The sequence below is a fragment of the Yoonia sp. SDW83-1 genome (assembly GCF_046762885.1).
GTDB lineage: Bacteria > Pseudomonadota > Alphaproteobacteria > Rhodobacterales > Rhodobacteraceae > Yoonia.
Map to the genome: position 1 here is coordinate 107,520 of NZ_JBKQXO010000005.1, position 21,784 is coordinate 129,303.

20 protein-coding genes are annotated in these 21,784 nt (G+C 58.6%); 12 read left to right on the top strand and 8 right to left on the bottom strand.

What is annotated here, in order from left to right:
• From ACFWW4_RS08155 to ACFWW4_RS08180, 6 genes are all read left to right on the top strand, one after another.
• Positions 1–819, top strand: a complete 819-nt coding sequence (locus ACFWW4_RS08155) for a helix-turn-helix domain-containing protein (protein WP_411890381.1) — start codon at positions 1–3, stop codon at positions 817–819.
• Positions 820–1,037: 218 nt separating this feature from the next.
• A complete protein-coding gene (locus ACFWW4_RS08160) occupies positions 1,038–2,693 on the top strand; it encodes an ABC transporter substrate-binding protein (RefSeq protein WP_411890382.1) in 1,656 nt (551 codons plus the stop codon).
• Between the two features lie 124 nt (positions 2,694–2,817).
• Positions 2,818–3,864 carry an ABC transporter permease gene (locus tag ACFWW4_RS08165; RefSeq protein ID WP_411890383.1) on the top strand — a complete coding sequence of 349 codons (1,047 nt, stop codon included), beginning with the start codon at positions 2,818–2,820 and terminating at the stop codon, positions 3,862–3,864.
• 12 nt (positions 3,865–3,876) lie between these two features.
• Positions 3,877–5,322, top strand: a complete 1,446-nt coding sequence (locus ACFWW4_RS08170; protein ID WP_393929004.1) for an ABC transporter permease — start codon at positions 3,877–3,879, stop codon at positions 5,320–5,322.
• 98 nt (positions 5,323–5,420) lie between these two features.
• Positions 5,421–7,505, top strand: a complete 2,085-nt coding sequence (locus ACFWW4_RS08175) for a dipeptide ABC transporter ATP-binding protein (RefSeq protein WP_411890384.1) — start codon at positions 5,421–5,423, stop codon at positions 7,503–7,505.
• A 52-nt stretch (positions 7,506–7,557) separates the two neighbouring features.
• Positions 7,558–8,388, top strand: a complete 831-nt coding sequence (locus tag ACFWW4_RS08180) for a DUF1206 domain-containing protein (RefSeq protein WP_411890385.1) — start codon at positions 7,558–7,560, stop codon at positions 8,386–8,388.
• Here the strand turns inward: ACFWW4_RS08180 and ACFWW4_RS08185 are convergent.
• Positions 8,385–8,975, bottom strand: a complete 591-nt coding sequence (locus ACFWW4_RS08185; RefSeq protein WP_411890386.1) for a lytic transglycosylase domain-containing protein — start codon at positions 8,973–8,975, stop codon at positions 8,385–8,387. The genes ACFWW4_RS08180 and ACFWW4_RS08185 overlap by 4 nt on opposite strands.
• A 133-nt stretch (positions 8,976–9,108) precedes the next feature.
• Here ACFWW4_RS08185 and ssb point away from each other — a divergent pair, with 133 nt between their 5' ends.
• Together ssb and ACFWW4_RS08195 are read left to right on the top strand one after the other, a co-directional pair.
• The gene (gene ssb / locus ACFWW4_RS08190; protein WP_393929012.1) at positions 9,109–9,597 is read left to right on the top strand and encodes a single-stranded DNA-binding protein; all 489 of its coding nucleotides are present in this window, start codon (positions 9,109–9,111) and stop codon (positions 9,595–9,597) included.
• 5 nt (positions 9,598–9,602) lie between these two features.
• Complete coding sequence (locus ACFWW4_RS08195) at positions 9,603–9,914, top strand: hypothetical protein (protein WP_411890387.1); 312 nt, start codon at positions 9,603–9,605, stop codon at positions 9,912–9,914.
• Here the strand turns inward: ACFWW4_RS08195 and aroB are convergent.
• Both aroB and ACFWW4_RS08205 read right to left on the bottom strand, forming a co-directional pair.
• Complete coding sequence (aroB, locus tag ACFWW4_RS08200) at positions 9,911–11,023, bottom strand: 3-dehydroquinate synthase (protein WP_411890537.1); 1,113 nt, start codon at positions 11,021–11,023, stop codon at positions 9,911–9,913. The two genes, ACFWW4_RS08195 and aroB, sit on opposite strands and share 4 nt — an antisense overlap.
• 2 nt (positions 11,024–11,025) lie before the next feature.
• Positions 11,026–11,583, bottom strand: coding sequence for a shikimate kinase (locus tag ACFWW4_RS08205; RefSeq protein WP_411890388.1), 558 nt, complete (start codon positions 11,581–11,583; stop codon positions 11,026–11,028).
• Positions 11,584–11,732: 149 nt separating this feature from the next.
• On the opposite strand from ACFWW4_RS08205, the gene ACFWW4_RS08210 reads away from it, so the two are divergent.
• From ACFWW4_RS08210 to ACFWW4_RS08225, 4 genes are read left to right on the top strand one after another with little or no spacing between them, the layout of a single operon-like run.
• On the top strand, positions 11,733–11,885 hold the full coding sequence (locus tag ACFWW4_RS08210; protein ID WP_393929018.1) for a hypothetical protein: 153 nt from the start codon (positions 11,733–11,735) through the stop codon (positions 11,883–11,885).
• Between the two features lie 19 nt (positions 11,886–11,904).
• Positions 11,905–13,392 (top strand): hypothetical protein, encoded by a 1,488-nt coding sequence (locus tag ACFWW4_RS08215; RefSeq protein ID WP_411890389.1) that lies wholly within the window; start codon positions 11,905–11,907, stop codon positions 13,390–13,392.
• Positions 13,393–13,409: 17 nt separating this feature from the next.
• On the top strand, positions 13,410–14,330 hold the full coding sequence (locus tag ACFWW4_RS08220; protein WP_411890538.1) for a site-specific tyrosine recombinase XerD: 921 nt from the start codon (positions 13,410–13,412) through the stop codon (positions 14,328–14,330).
• A 52-nt stretch (positions 14,331–14,382) separates the two neighbouring features.
• Positions 14,383–15,681 (top strand): HlyC/CorC family transporter, encoded by a 1,299-nt coding sequence (locus ACFWW4_RS08225; protein ID WP_393929022.1) that lies wholly within the window; start codon positions 14,383–14,385, stop codon positions 15,679–15,681.
• Here ACFWW4_RS08225 and ACFWW4_RS08230 read toward each other — a convergent pair.
• The 5 genes from ACFWW4_RS08230 to ACFWW4_RS08250 form a co-directional block, all read right to left on the bottom strand.
• Positions 15,668–16,438: an HpcH/HpaI aldolase family protein gene (locus ACFWW4_RS08230; protein ID WP_411890390.1), complete on the bottom strand. Its 771-nt coding sequence runs from the start codon at positions 16,436–16,438 to the stop codon at positions 15,668–15,670. The two genes, ACFWW4_RS08225 and ACFWW4_RS08230, sit on opposite strands and share 14 nt — an antisense overlap.
• A 67-nt stretch (positions 16,439–16,505) precedes the next feature.
• On the bottom strand, positions 16,506–17,606 hold the full coding sequence (locus tag ACFWW4_RS08235; protein ID WP_411890391.1) for an ABC transporter ATP-binding protein: 1,101 nt from the start codon (positions 17,604–17,606) through the stop codon (positions 16,506–16,508).
• A gap of 21 nt (positions 17,607–17,627) precedes the next feature.
• Positions 17,628–19,244 carry an alpha-glucosidase gene (locus tag ACFWW4_RS08240; protein ID WP_411890539.1) on the bottom strand — a complete coding sequence of 539 codons (1,617 nt, stop codon included), beginning with the start codon at positions 19,242–19,244 and terminating at the stop codon, positions 17,628–17,630.
• A gap of 128 nt (positions 19,245–19,372) precedes the next feature.
• Positions 19,373–20,527, bottom strand: coding sequence for a carbohydrate ABC transporter permease (locus tag ACFWW4_RS08245; protein WP_411890392.1), 1,155 nt, complete (start codon positions 20,525–20,527; stop codon positions 19,373–19,375).
• Entirely contained in the window at positions 20,527–21,753 is a 1,227-nt protein-coding gene (locus ACFWW4_RS08250; RefSeq protein WP_393929032.1) for a carbohydrate ABC transporter permease, read from the bottom strand. The genes ACFWW4_RS08245 and ACFWW4_RS08250 overlap by 1 nt, the downstream gene beginning before the upstream one ends.
• Positions 21,754–21,784 lie beyond the last annotated feature (31 nt).

The window sequence follows — 21,784 nt, forward strand, 5'->3', positions numbered from 1 at the left end:
ATGACCATGATGACGGAAATCCAGCCGTCGGCGCTTGCGCTGACGCCCTTGACCTATGGCGGCCCGGCCCTGCGCTGGCGGACCGAGGCGATGCGCAGCCACGACACGCCGCGTCTGATCCATATCACCAAGGGACAGGGGCGGATCATTGTTGCGGGTCTGACCAACGGTTATGGGCCCAACAACCTGATCTTCATTCCGCCACACACCATGTACGGGATCGAGGTCGGGCCAACCGTTTTTGGACAAACCCTGTCCTTGCCCAATACCGGCGACTGGCCCGATACGCCGTTCCATCTGCGATTGCTGGACGCGGTGCCGCAAAAGGACCTGAGCAATCTGATCGAAGCCATCGAACGCGAATTGAAACCGACAGGCGACAGCCGGGCGGCCCATTGTCATCTTGGATTGCTCAGCATCTTTGTCGAACGACAGCTGCAGGCCCGCGACCCACAGACCATCGACAAACGGCGTGATACGGCGGCAGCCAAACTGGTCGCGCGCTATACGCAAATGATAGCCCGCGATTTTCACTCCGACCGCAGCGTGACCGACTACGCGGCGGCACTCGGCGTCACCCCGACCCATCTGACCCGCTGCTGCAAGCAGACCTGCGACCGATCAGCGCTGGACCTTCTCAACGACCGGATCCATTTTGAGGCCTGCACCCTGTTGCGGGATACGGCAACACCCATTCAGGATGTGGCCAAGGCGCTTGGGTTCCAGTCACCGGCCTATTTCACACGCAGTTTCCAGTGCAAGTCAGGCCTGACACCCTCCGAATTCCGGCGCAGCAGAGGCGGCTCCAACCGCAGCTGACGCTGCATTGCAGCGCCAAAGCGCTTTGATTTTCACAGGGCCAACATGTCGTTTTTTGATGGGTGACCTGTCGTAAATGACATATGTTTGACAAAAGCGTCGGTTGACCTGCCCCCCCAACTTATGCGGTGATAGCGCGGGACGGGATGAAGCGTAAACGCAGCCAAGGCGATCTATTCTCCATCCTCAAAACAAAGATGTGTCACAGGGAGAACAGAATGACGCAATCCACGAAAATTCATCCAGCCGCGCTAATGTACGCCGCAGAGGAAAAGGCGGGCAAACTCAGCCGCCGGGAATTCCTGACGCGGGCAACCAGCCTCGGCCTGACGGCAACGGCAGCCTATGGCCTTTTGGGTCTGACCGCACCAGCCAAGGCAGATGGCCACGCCCAGCAAGGCGGCACGCTGCGCATGCAGATGGAAGTCCGCGCGCTCAAGGACCCGCGCACCTATGACTGGACCCAGATCGCCTATTACTCCAACGGCTGGCTGGAATACCTCGTCGAATACAACAATGACGGGTCGTTCGCGCCGATGCTGCTGGAAAGCTGGGAAGTCAACGAAGACGCCACCGAATACACGCTCAACGTCCGCCAGGGCGTCAAGTGGAACAACGGCGATGACTTCACCGCCGAAGACGTGGCGCGCAACATCGCCGGTTGGTGCGACAAGAACGTCGAAGGCAACTCCATGGCCGGGCGTTTCGCCACGCTGATCGACGAAACCACCGGTCAGGCCGTCGAAGGCGGCATCGAAGTAGTCGACGCCAGCACCGTCAAACTGAACCTGCCCGCCTCCGACATCTCGCTGATCGCAGGCATGGCAGACTACCCCGCCGCCATCACACCGGCTGATTTCGATCCTGAAAATATGACGGGCAATCCTGTGGGCACCGGGCCATACCTACCCGAAAGCCTCGAGGTCGGGGTCAAAGGCGTGCTGGTCCGCAACGAAGGCTTTGAATGGTGGGGTTACGAGGCTGGCAAAGGCGCCTTCCTCGACCGGGTCGAATTCATCGACTACGGCACGGACCCATCGGCTTGGGTCGCAGCCGCCTCGGCTGACGAGGTTGACATGCTCTATGAAACAGTTGGCGACTTCGTTGACATCATGGAAAGCATCGGCTGGGAACGGTCCGAGGTTGCATCAGGTGCCACCATCGCCATCCGGCCCAACCAACTGGCCGAGGTCGACGGCAAACAGCCCTATGCTGACGTGCGGGTGCGGCAGGCGATCGCCATGGCCGTCAATAACGAGGTTTGCCTCGAACTCGGCTACGCCAATCGCGGCCAGACCGCCAAAAACTTCCATGTCGGGCCAATGCACCCCGAATATGCTGACATCGAAGGGATGCCATACGATCCCGAAGGTGCGCTTGCACTGCTGACCGAGGCAGGCATGGCCGATTTCGAGATGGAAATCATCTCGATCGACGATGACTGGCGCAAGAACACCACCGATGCGGTGGCAGCCCAGCTGCGCGACGCCGGTTTCAACGTCAAGCGGACAATCATCCCTGGCTCCACTTTCTGGAACGACTGGACAAAATACCCGTTCAGCTCGACCAACTGGAACCACCGGCCACTTGGCACCCAGATCCTCGCACTGGCCTACCGGTCCGGCGAAGCCTGGAACGAAAGCGGCTTTGCCAATGCCGAATTCGACGCACTGCTGGCCGAAGCCAACTCCATCGCTGATGCCGATGCACGGCGCGAAGTGATGGCCAAGCTGCAGGCGATCATGCGTGACGAAGGCGTGACGATCCAGCCGTACTGGCGCTCGCTCTACCGGCACGCCAAGCCGGGCATCGTGGGCTGGGATATGCACATCGCGTATCTGCCGCAGGTCTACAAGATGGCATTTGCCGCCTAAATCCTTCGGGCCGCCCCAGCGATGGGGCGGCCCTTTTCACGACAGGTGGATCACCGGTGAACCGGGGCCGCCCAAAACAAGAAGTCGGGCAATGACCTGACGCTGCTGACCAACAGGGGCCTTTATGGGACTGTTTATTTTACGCCGCCTTGGGGTGATGCTCCTCACGGCTTTATGTCTGACGTTTATCGTCTTTTGGCTGACCAATCTGGGGCCAAATCTCGAAAAACTGGCCAAGACCCAGGGCAATGCCCGGATGACAGACGACGCGGTTGTCAGCTGGCTGGAAAACCGCGGCTATTCCCAACCCCTGCCCGTCAAATACGGCCAATGGCTCGGCGTGCTACCCGGCTACGTCATCGAAGGCTCCGATGGGGAAACGCGCGCGCGCTGTCAGGAGCCGGGCCAACCATTGGACGAGGTATCGACTTTCTGCGGTATCCTGCAAGGTGACTGGGGCTTTTCCACGGTGTTCAAGGATGAGGTGGGCAGCATTGTCGCCACCCGGCTGGGCCTGACCGGAAAACTGATGTTCTGGGTGATGATGGTCATGGTGCCCGGCGCATTGATTATTGGTGTGCTTGCTGGCATGCGCGAAGGATCGCGGACAGACCGCACCCTCTCCACAGTGTCCATCGTCTCTACCGCGACGCCCGAATACGTCTCTGGTGTTGTCTTTATCTCCGTCTTCGCCACCGCAACCTTCGGCATGCAATGGTTCAAGGGTACGGCGACCGCGGCCATGGACGACGCGACCTTCGAAAACTTCTTCCTGCCGGTAATCACCATCGCACTCTACGGGATGGGCTACATCGCCCGTATGACGCGGGCCAGCATGACCGAGGTCATGACAGCACAATACATCCGCACGGCCCGGCTCAAGGGTGTCAGCTTCCCCAAGATCGTGCTGAAACACGCCTTGCGGAACGCCCTGATCGCCCCCTTTACGGTGATCATGCTGCAATTCCCGTGGCTGTTGAATGGGGTCGTGATCGTCGAAACGCTCTTCAACTACAAAGGCTTCGGTTGGGTGCTGGTGCAGGCCGCCGGCAATAACGACATCGAATTGCTGCTCGGCGTCTCGGTCGTCTCTGTCTTCGTGGTGCTGATCACACAGCTGATTTCCGATATCGGCTACGTCTTCCTCAACCCACGCATTCGTATTTCTTAAGGGGAAATGGACATGGAACCTCTCACATGGACAGGCGCGCTCGGCGCATTCCTCAACCCGGCACTCGGGCTGGGCGTTGTGATCCTCGCTATCGGGATCTTTGCACAGATCGTGCTTGGCTTCTTCACCGCGCCCATGACGCTGCAGGCCAATGCGGATGGTACCTTGCAAGGGCGCGAAGGGCTTCTGGGCACCGTCGAAACGGTGAACAAGTATCTTTTCCTCTTCGTTCTGGTACTGGTACTTGCCTACCTGATCGGCGGAATCGTCACGCCCTATGGCACCGGCGGCATCATTGGCGAAATGTCACGCCAGTTCCTGCCCGTCTGGGTCGCGCTTCTGGTCACCTTCGGCCTCTCGATCCTCTACAAACGCAAGCTTGGCCTTTATGGCAAACTCTTTGACAGCACGGTTGGCATGATCGGCTTCGGGATCGTCATGTTCTGGGTGTTCACCGCACTCTTTGTCGGCCTGTTCGATCTGATCGCGACACATGACTATCTGAGCCAGGTCTCCGGGCTCAAGAACAAGGGCCCCGGCATCCCCGTGCCGGAAGGCACGGACGGGGCTATTCCCCACTATCTTCTTGGGGGTGACAACCTCGCCCGCGATATCTTCAGCCGGGTCGTTGTCGGGTCCACCTTCGTGATTGCCATCGCGCCATTGGCCACGGTCTTTGCCTTCATGGTTGGCATTACGCTGGGCCTGCCCGCAGGCTATTATGGCGGTAAGCTCGACACGTTCCTCTCCTTTGTTGCCAACCTGATCCTGGCTTTCCCTGTGATCCTGCTCTTTTACCTGCTGGTCACACCGGAAATCGTGCTGACGGGCATCCCCTCATATATGGCCGCGTTCCTGTTCATCTTCCCGCTGATCTTTTTCGGCGTGCTGCTGAACTCGCGCTACTACACCCAACCGGCCAAACGTAACGCCATTCTGATCCCGGTGCTGGGCATCCTCGGCTGGCTTTATCTGTCAGTGATCAACCAGAAAGGCACGGTCATCGATTTCCTGCCTGAATGGTTCGACCTCTTTGATATCTCCATCCTCGTCGTCTTCGTCTCGGTGGTCTTCGTGAACGCGCCCACGGTCTTCCGGATCGTGCGGGGGCTGACCCTCGATCTGCGTACGCGTGACTATGTGGCCGCCGCCCAGACGCGGGGTGAAGGCGCGTGGTACATCATGCTGTGGGAAATCCTGCCCAACGCACGCGGACCACTGATCGTCGATTTCTGCCTGCGGATCGGCTATACGACCATCCTGCTCGGGACCCTCGGCTTCTTCGGTCTGGGCCTGTCGTCCGAAAGCCCCGATTGGGGGACCACGATCAATGAAGGGCGCAAGCTGCTCCTGATCTTCGCCCACCCGGCCTTGCCACCTGCCGTCGCGCTCCTCAGCCTCGTTCTGGGGCTGAACCTTCTGGCCGACGGCCTGCGCGAGGAAAGCCTGAAAGATTAATAGTTAACGGACCCCGCGTGCGGTGGGGTCCGACGTTTTGCCGACGCAAGTCCGACGCGATGCCGACAGCAAAAATCGGCGCTGAAAGGAAAAAGTTAATGGCCACGCTCGATCAAGCCGAACCCATCCTCGAAATCGACAAATTGTCCATTTCCTTCTTCACCCGCCTGCGCGAAATTCCCGCCGTGATGGATTTTTCCGCCAAGGTCATGCCAGGCGAAGCCCTTGGTCTTGTTGGGGAATCCGGCTGCGGAAAATCCACCGTGGCGCTTGGCGTGATGCAGGATCTGGGCGTGAACGGGCGCATCGTCGGCGGCTCGATCAAGTTCAAGGGCGAAGAGATGAACACGATGTCGCCCGAACGGCTGCGCGATATCCGCGGCAACGAAATTGCCATGATATATCAAGAACCTATGGCATCCCTGAACCCCGCCATGAAGATCGGCAAACAGCTGATGGAAGTGCCGATGATCCACGAAGGCGTCTCGGAAAAAGAGGCCTATGCGCGGGCTCTGGAGGTCGTCACAGACGTCAAACTGCCAGACCCCGAACGCATGCTCAAAAGCTATCCCCACCAGCTCTCCGGCGGGCAGCAACAACGCATCGTCATCGCCATGGCGCTGATGTCCAAACCGGCGCTTCTGATCCTTGATGAACCGACCACAGCGCTCGACGTCACGGTCGAAGCAGCAGTCGTCGAACTGGTCAAGGATCTGGGCAAGAAATACGGCACATCGATGCTCTTTATCAGCCATAACCTAGGCCTAGTGCTGGAAACCTGTGACCGGATCTGCGTGATGTATTCCGGCGAGGCCGTCGAACGCGGCAGCATCGAAGATGTGTTTGACGAGATGCAGCACCCCTACACACAGGCCCTGTTCCGGTCGATCCCACTGCCCGGCGCGGATAAGAACGCGCGCCCGCTCATCGCGATCCCCGGCAATTTCCCCCTGCCCCACGAACGCCCCAAAGGCTGTAATTTCGGCCCGCGCTGCGACTATTTCGAAGAAGGGCGCTGCGACGCCGGTTTCGTACCCATGGTGCAGGTCAAAGGCAATGATCGCCACCAGACCCGCTGCCTCAGACACGAGGAAATCGACTGGGCCGCACCGCCGCAAATCGCTGAAAAGAAACAGAAAGGCGATATCGGTCCGGTGGTTCTGAAAATGGACAACCTCAAGAAATATTACGAGGTTGCGGCCAATGCCCTTTTCGGCGGCGGCGACAAGAAGGTGGTCAAAGCCAACGAAACCCTGTCATTCGAGGCCCGCGAAAGCGAAACACTCGCCATCGTGGGTGAATCCGGCTGCGGCAAATCCACCTTCGCCAAGGTGCTTATGGGGCTTGAGACCGCAACCGAAGGCCAGATTTTGCTGGATAATCAATCCATTGGCGACATCGCCATCGAAAACCGCGACACCAAAACCGTGGCCGATATTCAGATGGTGTTTCAAAACCCGTTCGATACGCTCAACCCCTCAATGACTGTCGGACGCCAGATCATGCGCGCGCTGGAAATCTTCGGGATCGGCAATAACGATGCCGAACGGCGCGACCGCATGCTGGACCTGCTCGACCTTGTCAAACTCCCCCGCGCCTTCGCCGACCGGATGCCACGACAGCTGTCAGGCGGGCAAAAACAACGGGTTGGCATCGCACGCGCCTTTGCAGGCGACGCCCGGATCGTGGTCGCGGATGAACCTGTTTCGGCGCTGGATGTGTCCGTTCAGGCGGCAGTGACCGATCTGTTAATGGAAATTCAACGCGAACATAAGACAACGCTGCTGTTCATCAGCCACGACCTGTCGATCGTGCGCTACCTCAGCGACCGCGTCATGGTCATGTATCTGGGCCATGTCGTCGAACTTGGCACCACCGATCAGGTATTCTCGCCCCCCTACCACCCATATACAGAGGCTTTGCTGTCCGCCGTTCCCATCGCCGACACATCGGTAAAGAAAAAACACATCGTGCTGGAGGGCGATATCCCCTCAGCCATGAACCCGCCCAGCGGTTGCCCGTTCCAGACGCGCTGTCGCTGGAAATCACAGGTCGCCGGTGACCTTTGCGAGCGAGAGGTGCCACCTGTCCGCATGGTGGCAGAAGGTCACCAGATCAAATGCCACCTCAGCGATGCAGAACTGGCCAATATGGAACCTGTGATCCAGATCGCCGCTGAATAACGGAACCTTGTCGGCACTCAGCGATTATCCCTTTGAACAAGGGGGATATTCAATGGCAACCGACAAGATGAACTGGGCGCTTCCGGTCATGCGGCTTGGCTACGCAGGCCGCGGGCTGACATATCTGGCGATTGCAGGCCTGTCGCTTTGGGCCATCTGGCAAGGCGGTGATGCGCAAGGTACATCTGCAGCACTACGGCAGATCGAAACCTCGCCCTTCGGCATGATCATCCTGCTAATCATCGGTGCGGGATTACTGAGCTATACGCTTTGGCGGGTGATCGATGGCGTTGCCGACCTCGAGGAAGAAGGATCAGACGTCACCGGCATCATCGGCCGGGCCGGCATGATCACCACCGGCCTGATCCACGCGGCCATCGGCATCGCCGCCCTTGCTCTGGTCTTCGGGCGCGACAGCGGCGATGGCGGCAATTCCCGCATCGTACAGGCTACCGAGACGATTATGTCAGCGCCATTCGGCGTCTGGCTTGTCGGCCTCGCCGGTCTGCTGACGCTGGGATCTGGCCTCTATTATCTGCACAAGGCATGGTCGCGATCCTATCGCCAGAAACTGGCGGCGAACCATTTCACCACACATTGGGACGGCCTGCTAAGGCTGGGTGTGGCGGCCCAGGGGATTGTCGTCACCATCATCGGCGTCTTTCTGATCTATGCATTCTGGGTCAATGACGCCGATCAGGCCGGGGGGTTGGATCAGACATTCGACTGGCTGTCCGACCAGGTTTACGGGCAGATCCTCGTCACCTTCCTCTGTGTCGGGCTTCTGGGCTTTGCGCTGTTTCTTTTTGTCAACGCAGCCTACCGCACAGTGCCGCGCCTGTCAGACCCCGACATCAAATCACTGGCCGATGAACTGCGTTAACGCCCCCAAATGACCTGCACATAATTCTGGGTCTCGCGATATGGCGGAACGCCGCTGTACCGCTCCACCGCGCCTGGCCCAGCGTTATAAGCCGCCAGCGCCAACCGCCAATTGCCGAACTTGTCATATTGCTGGCGCAGATAACGCGCACCACCATCGAGGTTTTGCACCGCATCGCTAGGGTCCACACCCAAAGCCCGCGCCGTTTGTGGCATCAGCTGCGCGAGGCCAAGCGCGCCCTTATGCGATCGGGCATTCGGGTTCCACCCGCTTTCCTGCTGCACCAGCCTAAGGAAAAGATCTTCAGGCACACCGTATCGACGCGCCGCAGACCGGGCCACATCCAGATACTGCCCGCGATAGCCGCCCGTATAAGCAGGCACCGACCCCGGCGCGCCCGGCACCTCAATGCGCGGCGGCTGAAGACGGACAGAATTGTTGTATTGCTGCGCCGCACGTCCATCCAGAACCGATAGCTGGCTTTGAAACAACGACGTCCGCGACATCGTCGAAACCTGTTCCTGAGCGGAAAGACCCGTTGCGGCCATCACGCCTACAACACCCAAAACCAATCCTGAATTTCGCATGTCAAATGCCCACACCTGATAATCGCGGCAACCGTAGTGCTTTTTTGGCAGATGACCAAGCCCCAGTTGTGGCAACCCTTCATTAACCAATGTACGTTTACCAAAACGCAATCAAAAGATTCGAAAGGGCGTCATGGCCGGATCAGTGAACAAAGTTATTCTCATCGGCAATCTGGGTGCGGACCCGGAGGTGCGCACATTCCAGAATGGCGGCAAGGTCTGCAACCTGCGAATCGCCACATCCGAAACCTGGAAAGACCGTAACACCGGTGAACGGCGCGAAAAGACCGAGTGGCACAGCGTTGCCATCTTTCAGGAAGGGCTTGTGCGAGTTGCCGAACAGTACCTCAAGAAAGGCTCCAAGGTTTACATCGAAGGCAAACTGCAGACACGCAAATGGCAGGATCAATCCGGCCAGGACCGGTATTCGACCGAGGTTGTTTTGCAAGGCATCGGCGGCAATCTGACCATGCTGGATGGCCGTGGCGAAGGCGGTGGCGGCGGCGGTGGCAGCTACGGTGGCGGTGGCAGCAGCTATGGTGGAAATGATGGCGGCTATAGCGGCGGATCATCGCAACAAGGCGGTGGCGGCAGCGACATGGACGACGAGATCCCGTTCTAAGTCATATGCAATTTGCGCCAGAAGCCCAGATTCTGATCCTGAACGGTGTGATACTGGCGGTTGCGTATCTGGGCATCTACCCCAGCCTTGAAGAAAAGACGCTGAACCGCATCATGACCATTGATGTGGTTCTGTCCGCCCTCGCACTGACCGTGGCGGGTGCCTTGTTCTGGGGCACCGGCACCCGGTTCAACATGTTGTTCTTTCACAGCAATTGGGCGATCTTCACGATCATCACCCTCTTCGTGATGGAGGTGCCGATTTTCCTGAACTTTGCCCGGAAACACGGGATCAATCTGTTCGACGATCCAGATTAGCGGCCCGCCAACGCATCGGTAAGAACACCCAGCACCTTGTCGCGCGGCACGTCCGAGGTGATAAACGCATCCCCAATCCCGCGCACCAGAATAAACCGCAGCTTGCCGTCCTTCACCTTCTTGTCCTGACCCATCAGGTCCAGCAGCCCGGCCGCATCAGGCAGATCGCCGGGGATATCGGCGATATCCACCTTCATCCCCATATCGCGCAGATGCGCACGCACCCGGCTTGGGTCCTCCTGACTGCACAGACCCATCCGAGCCGACAGTTCAAACGCCAGCGCACAGCCAATCGCAACGCCTTCCCCATGCAGCAGGCGGTCGGAATATCCGGTCGCGGCCTCCAGCGCGTGACAGAACGTATGCCCCAGGTTCAAAAGCGCCCGGTCCCCCTGCTCTGTCTCGTCACGCTGCACGATATCAGCCTTCATCTGGCAGGACCGTTTCACCGCCCGCACCCGCGCCGCCATGTCGCCAGCCGCCAGTGCCGGACCTTCGGTTTCTAGCCAGTCAAAGAACGTGGCATCACCCAGCAACCCGTATTTGACGACTTCGCCATACCCCGCCAGAAAATCCCGCGGGGTCAACGTGCCCAGCAGCGCAGTATCCGCCAGAACAAGGCTGGGCTGGTGAAACGCACCGATCAGGTTCTTGCCGCTCGGCGAATTGATCCCCGTCTTGCCCCCAACCGAACTGTCAACCTGTGCCAGCAGGCTGGTCGGGATCTGCACAAACCTGACACCCCGGCGCAGGATCGCGGCAGCAAACCCGGCCAGATCACCGATCACCCCACCGCCAAAGGCGACAACAACGTCACCGCGTTCAACCCGCTGCGCCAACAGCCACTCCACCGTGCGTTCCAGTTCAGCCCAGCATTTTGTGGCTTCGCCCGGCGGCAGCGCCAAAGCCTCAGACGTCAGACCAGCCTCTGCCAGTCCGGTCTGCAATTGCGCCAGATGCAGGTCCGCGACATTTTGATCCGTCACAATACAGACATGCCGCCGTCCGCTCAATCCGGTCAGAAATGCCCCCGCCTTATCCAGCAGACCCGGACCGATATGGATATCATAGGCGCGACCCGGCAGGTCAACATGCACGGTTTCGGCAATCATCAAACGGTCTCCAGAATATCAGGGCGGGTCAGCAAAAGGTCGATAACCCCCTGTGTTGTCTCTTCAATCGAGGCCCCCGCGACAATCTCCGCATGCAGTGATGCCTTGGCATAGATCGGGGTCCGCTCCTTGAAAATGCGTTGCAGCGTGCCTTTGGGATCAGCGGTCCGCAGCAGCGGTCGCGTGTCCTTGTGCCTGACCCGCTCCCACAAAATGGACAAGTCCGCATTCAGCCACAGGGCAATGCCCATTTCGGCGATCGCGGTGCGGTTTCCCTCCGCAAGAAACGCACCACCACCAGTGGACACGACCTGTGGCGGGCCGGATAACAGGCGGCGTAATACTTCGGCTTCGCGCTCGCGGAAGAAATCCTCACCGTCACGCTCGAAAATCTCGGCAATTGTCAGGGCGGCGGCCTCTTCAATGGCGCTGTCGCTGTCGACAAAATCAACGCCCAGACGTGCGGCCAGTGCACGGCCAATCGCCGTCTTGCCCGATCCCATCATCCCCACCAACACAACTGTCCGATGCAGATGGAATTGCGGCGCATCCGCCATATGCCCAGACCTCCTGTTCGGCCAACCGCCGCCACATGAAAAATTAATGAATGAATGCCGTGATCTTGCGCAAAAGACCATATATAAACACCGTAACAAGTGGCATTCAGACCACTAATCGAGGCAGAAAAGTAAGCAAGGGGCGGGCAATGTGGCGACTGATCAAGGCACTGCTGTTTTTGATAGTACTGGCGGGCGTGGCACTTGTCGCTTACGCCTATATTGGCCCGATATTCTTCCCCGCTGATTTTGCCGCCCCAACCCAAGAGGTAACACGCCCTGTCACGCTGGAAACAAACTAGGCCGCTGACCGCGCTGGCGATGGTCCTTGCCACGGCGGCTGCCGGGCAAGAGGATGGTGCCCCTTTATCCGCCATCGACTGGCTGTCACAAAGCATCGAGCCGGCCGCCATTGCCGAACCAGCCGTGGCAAGCGAGATTACGACGCCGCAAATCACCGTCAGCCCGCTGGACCGCCCATCAAAGGACCGCATCGGCCTGCTGCCCGCCAGTGTGACCGGCCTGCCCCCGTCCATCTGGTCAGGCAGTGATGAGGCGACGCTGGTCACACTGGTTCAGGCAGAGCGGGTCGAAACGCTGCCTGCCATTCAGGAATTCCTGAAGGTGCTGATACTGGCCGAGGCTGATCCGCCGCTCGGCGCGGGTCCCGATGGTGCGCTTTTTCTGGCGCGCGTCGACAAACTTCTGGACCTCGGCGCGTTGGAACAGGCCAAATCGCTTATCGAAGCCGCCGAACCGGACACCGTTCCCTTGTTTCGCCGCTGGTTCGACGTGGCCCTTCTGACCGGGACGGAGGATCAGGCCTGCGATGTTGTCCGCGACACGCCGTCAGTTGCGCCCACCTACCCTGCCCGCATCTTTTGCCTGGCGCGCAATGGCGATTGGGCTGCCGCAGCACTGACGCTGAACACCCATCGCGTGCTGGGCGACATCACCGAACAGGAAGAGGCGCTGCTGTCCCGCTTTCTTGACCCCGAACTTTACGAGGGTGAGCCGTCGCTGGAACCGCCAGCGCGCGTCAGCCCATTGATGTTCCGCATGCATGAGGCGATTGGCGAACCACTGATCACCCGCAACCTGCCCTTGGCTTTTGCCCATGCCGATCTGCGCAGCACCACCGCCTGGAAATCGCAGATCGAGGCGGCTGAACGGCTTGCCCGTCACGGGGCTGTTTCCGAAAACGTCCTGCAACAGGTCTACACCGCCCGCACACCCGCCGCGTCCGGCGGAATCTGGGAACGGGCCGCAGCGATCCAGCGGTTCGATGCGGCCATGCAATCACGCGACACTGATGCCATTGCACAGACCCTGCCCACCGCATGGAACGCCATGAAACAGGCACAGGCCGAGATCCAGTTCGCCAAGCTTTATGGCATGGACCTGATCGACCTGCGGCTAGATGGGGAGTCAGACAAACTCGCTTTCGAAATCAGCCTGCTATCAGGCGATTATGAAACCGCAGCGCTTGATGCTGCTGGGTCCGATCACGACCCGTTCCTGATGGCCATCGCCCGTGGTGTGCCGCAAGAGGTACGGGTGACAACGCCCAAGGAGCTGGCCATTCAGGCCGCTTTCAACGGCGCGCCACCACCTGACGTTCTGCAAAACCTCGTGGCCGAGGGCAAACTGGGTGAGGCCCTTTTACGCGCCGTCGCCCTCTTTAACGAGGGCTACTCTGGCGATATGCGCTCCGTCACCGACGCGCTGGCATTGTTCCGCTCGGTCGGGCTGGAGGACACAGCGCGCCGGGCAGCATTGCAATTGATGATCCTGGACCGGGAAACGTGACCAACGCCGCACAGCCGATGGCGCGCTGGGTGCAAACCTTTCTTGAGGCGCAAGCTGCGGAACTGGACGCCGCTACCAACACACAACTGGCCTATGCCCGCGATCTGCAGGCATTTGCGGAATGGCTGGCAGACAAATCGCTGCATTATGGCATCGCTGCACAGGACGATATCGAAAGCTATCTGATTGATTGCGAAGCCGAAGGTCTGGCCAAGTCCACCCGTGCCCGGCGGCTATCGGCGATCAAGCAACTCTACCGTTTCGCATTTGACGAAGGCTGGCGCGACGACAACCCAGCGATCCAGATCAAGGGGCCCGGCCGGGCACAACGGCTGCCAAAAACGCTGGAGATTGCAGAAGTGGACCGACTGCTTGATGCGGCCCGCAACTCGCCACGCGACCGGTTGCGTAACACCTGCCTGATGGAACTGCTTTATGCGACCGGGATGCGCGTGACCGAATTGGTCAGCCTGCCTGTCTCTGCCGCACGCGGTGATCCACGTATGCTGCTGGTACGCGGCAAAGGCGGCAAGGAACGGCTGGTGCCGATTTCGCCACCCGCACGCATTGCACTTGCCGCCTATCTGGTCGAACGCGACGCCGCAGAAGAGGCGGCGCGCCAAAACGGCAAACCGCCGTCAAAGTTTCTGTTTCCCTCGCGCGGGGCTGCGGGGCATATGACGCGGCAACGGTTCTTTGGACTGATCAAGGAATTTGCCGTCGCTGGCGGCGTGTCGCCCGAAAGGGTCACCCCACACACTCTGCGGCATGCCTTTGCCACGCATCTGCTGGCGGGCGGGGCCGATCTGCGCTCTATCCAGACCATGCTGGGTCATGCAGATGTCGCCACGACCGAGATTTACACCCACGTTCTGGATGCCCGGCTCAAGGAACTGGTGCTGGATCATCACCCGCTGGCAAAGCCTTCCAAGGCTTGAAGCTGGCACGTCTAACCCCCATAAATGCAATGTCTTTATGTGAAAGCCTCTGATGGAATCCTCGATCTCTGACGCCGCCTTCTGGATCACGGCTGCTGCTATTCTTGTTCTCCTGGTGATGTCCGGGTTCTTCTCGGGGTCCGAGACGGCGCTGACCGCCGCGTCGCGGGGCAAACTGCGGACGGCTGCCGACAAGGGATCGAAAGGTGCCGAACGCGCGCTGAAGATCACCGAAGATAATGAACGGCTGATCGGCTCGGTCCTGTTGGGCAATAACGTGGTGAATATCCTCGCTACCTCATTGGCGACAGCCGTTTTGACCCAGCTCTTCGGCCAGAATGGGGTCGCCGCCGCAACCCTGATCATGACCTTGCTGGTCCTGATATTTGCCGAGGTCCTGCCAAAAACCTTTGCCATCACATACCCTGAAACCGTCGCGTCCCGCGTGGCCGCGCCTATTGGGCTGATCGTTCTGATATTCTCGCCCATCGTGACGGCCGTCCGCTATCTGGTGCGCGGTGTCCTGTTCCTGTTCGGCGTCCGCACGGACCCCGACAGCCACATCCTGGCCGTCCGTGAAGAAATCGCCGGGGCGCTGTCACTGGGTCATTCCGAAGGGATTGTGGAAAAGGAAGACCGCGACCGCATCCTTGGCGCGCTCGATCTGAACGATCGTACCGTGGAAGAGGTCATGCTGCATCGTTCAGGGATCGAGATGATTGATGCGGCCATGCCGCCCGAAGATATCCTCGCCCAGATTCTGACCAGCCAGCATACCCGCCTGCCCTTATTCCAGGACAATCAGGAAAACATTGTTGGCGTGATCCACGCCAAGGATCTGCTGCGCGCCATGCACAAGCTGCTTGCTGGCGATGATGACATCAAAGGCCTGGCAAAGTTCGATGTGATGCGGGTCGCGATGGAGCCCTATTTCATCCCGGAAACCACAACGCTTGATGAACAGATGCGTAACTTTCTTAAACGAAAGACCCATTTTGCGCTGGTGGTGGATGAATATGGCGGGCTCGAAGGTCTGATCACGCTTGAGGACATTCTCGAAGAGATTGTGGGCGAAATCGCCGATGAATTTGACGATCACGAAGAAGACCAGATCGAAGAGACAGAAGATGGCGCATATCTGGTTGATGGCGGCATGACCATCCGCGACCTGAACCGGTCACATGACTGGAACCTGCCCGACGAAGAAGCAAACACAGTTGCCGGGCTGGTCATCCACGAAGCGCAGATGATCCCGCTGGAAGGTCAGGTGTTCTCCTTCCATGGCTTCCGGTTCGAAGTGGTCAGCAAGGATCAAAACCGGATCACGACCTTGAAAATCAGGAAGCTTTGACGCGGGCTGCCAGCCCGCGCAAGGCGGTATTCAGCACCAGCGCATCGCCACCAACACCCAGGAACGTGACCCCCATATCGGCATAGGTCTGGAACTGGCTTTCATCAAAGGTGACGATCCCGGCGACCTTGCCTGCAGCGACCGTTCGGGCAATCAGATGCGCAATCGCCTTGGTCACTTCTGGGTGGTCGGGCTGTCCGGGATACCCCATATCTGCGGACAAATCAGCCGGACCGACAAAAACACCATCAACCCCTTGCGTGGTTGCGATGGCATCAATGTTGTCAACGGCCGTGACACTTTCAGCCTGCACCAGCAGACACATCTGCGCATTGGCGGCCGTTGGATAGTCGGCGATAGCCCCAAATCCGGACGCCCGTGCGAGCAAGGCTCCCATACCGCGAATGCCATCCGGTGGATAGCGCATGGCCCGCGCCATCTCATCCGCCTTTGCAGCATCATCGACCATGGGCACAAGAATTGTCTGCACACCCAGATCAAGCACCTGCTTGACCATCCAGACCTCTGCACTGGCAATCCGCACCACAACCGGCGTCCCTGTGGCACGCAACGCCTGCACCTGCGGCAACATATCGGTGATCGTGTTGGGGCCATGCTCACCATCAATCAGGCACCAGTCAAAACCGGCATCACCGGCAATTTCCGCAGCCACAGGTGACCCGGTCGTCAGCCATAGCCCATGCTGCACCCGGCCCGCGACCAACGCCTTTTTCAGTGTGTTCTCAGGTACTTTCATCGCTCACCCCAAATAGAAATCGCGCCGATGCGATCACATCGACGCGACACTGGCAACCGCGAACTTGTTAACGATAGTAGAGCGATTTGCCGTTGTGGAAGATCTGAACCTTGGCGGGATCAGCCGTGAATTTCAGGGCCTTTCCCCGGATATCTGTGTGAATACCAGGCAGCTTGGCAATCACTGTATCTGTGTCCGCATCAGCGCGCGGTGGTTCAAAATAAAGCTGTGTGACCTCGCCAAGCGCCTCGACAATGCTGACCGTATCAGAGAACAGATAATCATCGCCCTCCGTCAGGATCATGTCCTCGGGACGGACGCCGATATTGACCTTCAGCCCCTTATCGGAACTTTCGGTCGGCACTGCGGAAACCGCGCTGCCGCCATCATCAAGTTTTACTTTGGTTTGCGCACCGGTTTCGACAATCTCACCGCTCAGCAAGTTCATCGCCGGTGAGCCAATGAACTGGGCCACAAACTCGTTCTCCGGGCGCTCATAGAGCTCCAGCGGTGATCCGACCTGCGCGATACCTTTGTTGGCGAGCACAACGATCCGAGTGGCCAGCGTCATCGCCTCGACCTGATCGTGGGTGACATAGATCATCGTGCTTTCGGGCATGGATTCTTTCAGCTGCGCAATCTCGATCCTAGTCGCGACACGCAGGGCTGCATCAAGGTTCGACAGCGGTTCGTCAAACAAATACACCTTCGGATCGCGCACGATAGAACGGCCAATCGCTACACGCTGGCGCTGACCACCCGACAAAGCCTTGGGCAGGCGATCCAGATATTCATCCAATTGCAGGATCTTCGCCGCCCGGTTGACGGCCTCGTCAATCTCCTGCGGGGATTTTTTGGCCAGTTTCAGCGCAAAGGACATGTTATCGCGCACCGTCATATGCGGATAAAGCGCGTATGACTGGAACACCATGGCAATGCCGCGCTGCGCTGGTGGGACATCGTTGACCAATTGGCCATCGATCTCCAACGTGCCCCCGGTGATCTTTTCCAACCCCGCAATCATGCGCAGCAGCGTGGATTTCCCGCAGCCTGATGGGCCCACAAAAACAATCAACTCACCCTGCTTGATGTCCAGATTGATGTTCTTGAGCACATCCACTGTGCCGCCATAGGTCTTGGCAACATCCACCAGTTTCAGATCGGCCATGTCTCACTCCCCTTCATGTTCTTATCGCTTGAGCGCGAGGCAGACTTGCCACGGCCCAAGATGCAGTCGTCCATCCGCAGATACATGCGCACTACCCAGTTCGGCACCAATCGGTGTCCATTCCCCCTCGGGCAGATCGAAATCGGATGGTGTTTCACTCACGTTAAATGCACAGAAAATCATCTGGTCGCCGGAAGTGCGCGTGAAATAGACCACATCGCCCTTGGCGCGCAGCCCGTCATGCGCACCGACACTGATAGCCGGGTGCGAATGGCGGAACGCGATGGCCTTGCGATAATGGTGCAGCAGCGCGCCCGGCTCGTCCTCTTGTGCGGCAACGGACATATGCAGATGCTCAGAAGCGACGGGCAACCAAGGTTTTGCGGATGAAAACCCGCCATTCTGGTTGCTCGGCTCCCACACCATCGGGGTCCGGCAGCCGTCACGCCCCTTGAATTCCGGCCAGAACTCAATGCCATAGGGGTCCTGCAACGCCTCAAACGGCACATCAGCCTCTGGCAGCCCCAGTTCCTCGCCTTGATACAAACAGACCGAGCCGCGCAGGCACATGATCAGCGTCGCAAACATACGCTGGGCCGCCGGTGGCAGGTTCCAGCGGCTGGCATGGCGCATCACATCGTGGTTCGAAAAAGCCCAGCACGCCCAGCCATCGGCAGCGACCTCATCCACGCGGTTCATGACCTCGACAATACGGGCGGCGGTTGGCTGGTCCTTGGACAGGAATTCAAAGGCATAGCACATCTGCATCAGATCATCGCCGGCCGTGTATTCGCCCATGATCTCAAGACCACGCTGGGCATCGCCCACCTCACCCACGGCGGCAGCACCATAGGGCTCCATCACTTCACGCAACCGCGCCAGAAACTTCACATTGTCCGGGTGGTTCTTATCGTACAGATGTTCCTGATGGTTATAGGGATTCACTGACGGAGCAATCGTCGCATTACGCTTTTCCGGGGGCAGCGCCGGATTGTCGCGCAACTGTTCGTCATGCATATAGAAATTGATCGTATCCAGCCGGAACCCGTCGCAACCCCGGTTCAACCAGAACCGGGCGACATCCAGCAGCGCATCCTGCACGGCAGGCTCGTGAAAGTTCAGATCAGGCTGAGACACCAGGAAATTGTGCAGATAATATTGTTCGCGCCGGGCATCCCACTGCCAACCGGATCCGCCAAAGATCGACAACCAATTGGTGGGTGGCGTTCCATCCGGTTTTGGATCAGCCCAGACATACCAGTTGGCCTTATGGTTGGTCCGGTTGGAACGGCTTTCACCGAACCAGGGGTGTTGGTCGCTCGTGTGGCTCAACACCAGATCGATCATCATACGAATGCCCAGCCGATGCGCCGTATCCACCACAGCATCGAAATCAGCCAGCGACCCAAACATCGGATCAACATCGCAATAATCGCTCACGTCGTAGCCGAAATCCTTCATCGGCGACATGAAGAAGGGCGATATCCAGATCGCATCAACCCCAAGCGAGGCGATATAGGGCAGCCGCTGGACAATCCCCAAGAGGTCGCCCACCCCATCGCCATTACTGTCCTGATAACTGCGCGGATAGATCTGATAGATCACTGCACCGCGCCACCAGTCCTTGTCGATGGCCATGTCCGGCTGTGTGGCCAGGTTCGTGTTCATCAATGTCGTTCCTATCGCGGCCCCGTCCCGGGCTTGACCCGGGACCTCTTCGGAGCGGCGTGGTTGAGGTCCCGGGCCAAGCCCGGGACGGTTGTCACTTACTTCACCGACCCGGCCAGCAGGCCGCGGACGAGGTATTTCTGCATGGCAAAGAACACGACCAGCGGCACCGCAATCGACACGAAGGCTGCCGTGGCCAGGATTTCCCAGTTGCCACCCCGTGTGCCCAAAAGCTCCACGATCTGATTGGTCATCACAGTCGTATCGCCCGTCGCATCAATCAGGAACACCTTGGCGACCAGCAAGTCATTCCATGTCCACAGGAACTGGAAGATCGCAAATGATGCGAGTGCCGGGAAGGATAGCGGCAGGATGATCTTGGTAAAGATCTGGAAATCTGTCGCGCCGTCCACCTTAGCGTTTTCGATGATGTCGCGGGGCAGGCCGACCATGTAGTTGCGTAAGAGGTATATGGCGAGCGGTAACCCGAACCCGGTATGGGCCATCCAGGTGCCTAAATACCCTTTCCCGATGCCGATATCCAAATGCAGTTTCAAGAGGGGGATTAGCGCCAGTTGCAAGGGCACAACCAGCAAGCCCACAACCATGGCGATCAGAATGGCCCGCCCCGGAAAATCCATCCAGGCCAGCGCATAGGCAGCAAAGGCTGCAATCACGATCGGAATGATGGTCGCCGGGATCGTCACAGTCAGCGTATTGAAGAACGCCTTGGCCATACTATCCGTCGCATTGTCGCTCAGCAGGACTTGTTCATAGTTGTCCAGCGTAAAGTCGGGGGGCGTTGTCGCCGTCACAAAAGCCCGTTGGCCTCGACCTGAAAGCTCCTCGGTTCCGGTCCAGACATAATCGCCATTCGCTTGCACGGTGATCGTTTCACCATCACCCAGATCGGCGGTTTCGCCGGGTGTATAAACATCAATCGCGCGGGATGACGTGCCCCAAACACTGATCTCCGCATCGCCCGGCTCGCCAAACAGATTGCCCGAAACAGTGTAAACGCCATCAACCAGCGTCTGAGCACCTTCGTTATCCGGGTCAGTGGTGCGCAGGGTCATGTTCTGCTCGGTGGGAAACAGCGATTGCCACCAGCCGGAACTGGAAATCTGATCCGATGTCCGGAAAGACGACACCAACAGACCCACCGTTGGAAACAGCCACAACGCCACCAAAAGCACGACCGAGATTTGTACCGCCCAGCCAAGGCTCGACTTGCTGCCAGCAATATTATCCATTACCGCATCTCCTTCCGGGCGTTGTAGACATTCCAGACCAGGATCGGGCTGACCAGCAGCATGATGATCATGGCACTGGCCGAACCGACCCCCCAGTCATTGGCGCGGAACAGTTTATCGAACATGTAGTTGGCCAGAACCTGTGTTTCCCACTGGCCATTGGTCATCGCAAACACGATGTCAAAGACCTTGAGCACCACCAAGGTGATCGTCGTCCAGACCACTACAATGGTACCTGCGATCTGCGGCATCTTGATTTTGAAAAACACCTGAAACGGGTTGGCCCCGTCCACAATTGCCGCCTCAACCGTTTCTTCGGGGATACCGCGGAGTGCAGCAGACAGGATCACCATGGCAAAGCCTGTCTGAATCCAAATCAGGACGATCATCAAAAAGAAAGAGTTCCATCCGGGGATAGTCAACCACGTCTGCGGTTCACCGTAAGGATGGGCATTGGTAAAGGCCCCGTAAGTCAACGATAGGCACGCCAACGCAACAAAGACCAGTACCGCGATCAGCACACCATGCATGGTCTTGGCAAAGGCCCCGCCGCGGCTTTCCATTGCCGCCCTAAACTGCCCATAGGCGACGAACAACGCAGCTGCAGCCGCGCAAATCGTCAACAGGCCTGGCAACAATCGCAGGATCAGAAACGACCCGATACCGCCTTCGAACTGCAGCCAGACAGCGTTCAGCACACCAATCTGGTTCTGATCCACAGGGCGGGTGTCATAAATCAGCTTGAAGATAACCGCCGCACCGACGAATGAAATCGCCATCGGCATAAAGATCAGGGATTTCGCAAAACTGCCCCATTTGATCCGATCCGTCAGCTGGGCTGCCAGCAATCCAAATGCGGTCGAGGCAGCAGGAACAATAATCAGCCAAAGCATGTTATTGCGCATGGCTTCCCAGAATTTCGGTTCGCCAAACATCTGGTTGTAATTGGCCAGCCCGACAAAGGCACCGCCCTGATCACGGTCGGTCAGGGAATACCACAAGGTCGCGACGACCGGATAAGCCAGATAAAGACCAAGCGCCAGGATAGCAGGAAAGAGAAAGAGCCAGGGACGGACCATGTTGGCGCGATTGATGTTCCGGCCTGCATCCGTGCCCTTCGCGGGAAAGATGAACTTGTCCAGAACGAGGTTGGAAAAGTAGAAATACGCCAAACAACCGCCGACACCGACCACAATGGTCACAAGACCAAGTAATGCTGGATGCATAGTCCCCTCCCTAGGCTATGTTTTGGTGGGG

Excerpts from the sequence above, each read along its gene's own strand:
- ACFWW4_RS08155 (WP_411890381.1), top strand. The coding sequence starts at position 1 with ATGACCATGATGACGGAAATCCAGCCGTCGGCGCTTGCGCTGACGCCC.
- ACFWW4_RS08160 (WP_411890382.1), top strand. The coding sequence starts at position 1,038 with ATGACGCAATCCACGAAAATTCATCCAGCCGCGCTAATGTACGCCGCA.
- ACFWW4_RS08165 (WP_411890383.1), top strand. The coding sequence starts at position 2,818 with ATGGGACTGTTTATTTTACGCCGCCTTGGGGTGATGCTCCTCACGGCT.
- ACFWW4_RS08170 (WP_393929004.1), top strand. The coding sequence starts at position 3,877 with ATGGAACCTCTCACATGGACAGGCGCGCTCGGCGCATTCCTCAACCCG.
- ACFWW4_RS08175 (WP_411890384.1), top strand. The coding sequence starts at position 5,421 with ATGGCCACGCTCGATCAAGCCGAACCCATCCTCGAAATCGACAAATTG.
- ACFWW4_RS08180 (WP_411890385.1), top strand. The coding sequence starts at position 7,558 with ATGGCAACCGACAAGATGAACTGGGCGCTTCCGGTCATGCGGCTTGGC.
- ACFWW4_RS08185 (WP_411890386.1), bottom strand. The coding sequence starts at position 8,975 with ATGCGAAATTCAGGATTGGTTTTGGGTGTTGTAGGCGTGATGGCCGCA.
- ssb (WP_393929012.1), top strand. The coding sequence starts at position 9,109 with ATGGCCGGATCAGTGAACAAAGTTATTCTCATCGGCAATCTGGGTGCG.
- ACFWW4_RS08195 (WP_411890387.1), top strand. The coding sequence starts at position 9,603 with ATGCAATTTGCGCCAGAAGCCCAGATTCTGATCCTGAACGGTGTGATA.
- ACFWW4_RS08205 (WP_411890388.1), bottom strand. The coding sequence starts at position 11,583 with ATGGCGGATGCGCCGCAATTCCATCTGCATCGGACAGTTGTGTTGGTG.
- ACFWW4_RS08210 (WP_393929018.1), top strand. The coding sequence starts at position 11,733 with ATGTGGCGACTGATCAAGGCACTGCTGTTTTTGATAGTACTGGCGGGC.
- ACFWW4_RS08215 (WP_411890389.1), top strand. The coding sequence starts at position 11,905 with ATGGTCCTTGCCACGGCGGCTGCCGGGCAAGAGGATGGTGCCCCTTTA.
- ACFWW4_RS08220 (WP_411890538.1), top strand. The coding sequence starts at position 13,410 with ATGGCGCGCTGGGTGCAAACCTTTCTTGAGGCGCAAGCTGCGGAACTG.
- ACFWW4_RS08225 (WP_393929022.1), top strand. The coding sequence starts at position 14,383 with ATGGAATCCTCGATCTCTGACGCCGCCTTCTGGATCACGGCTGCTGCT.
- ACFWW4_RS08230 (WP_411890390.1), bottom strand. The coding sequence starts at position 16,438 with ATGAAAGTACCTGAGAACACACTGAAAAAGGCGTTGGTCGCGGGCCGG.
- ACFWW4_RS08235 (WP_411890391.1), bottom strand. The coding sequence starts at position 17,606 with ATGGCCGATCTGAAACTGGTGGATGTTGCCAAGACCTATGGCGGCACA.
- ACFWW4_RS08240 (WP_411890539.1), bottom strand. The coding sequence starts at position 19,244 with ATGGCCATCGACAAGGACTGGTGGCGCGGTGCAGTGATCTATCAGATC.
- ACFWW4_RS08245 (WP_411890392.1), bottom strand. The coding sequence starts at position 20,527 with ATGGATAATATTGCTGGCAGCAAGTCGAGCCTTGGCTGGGCGGTACAA.
- ACFWW4_RS08250 (WP_393929032.1), bottom strand. The coding sequence starts at position 21,753 with ATGCATCCAGCATTACTTGGTCTTGTGACCATTGTGGTCGGTGTCGGC.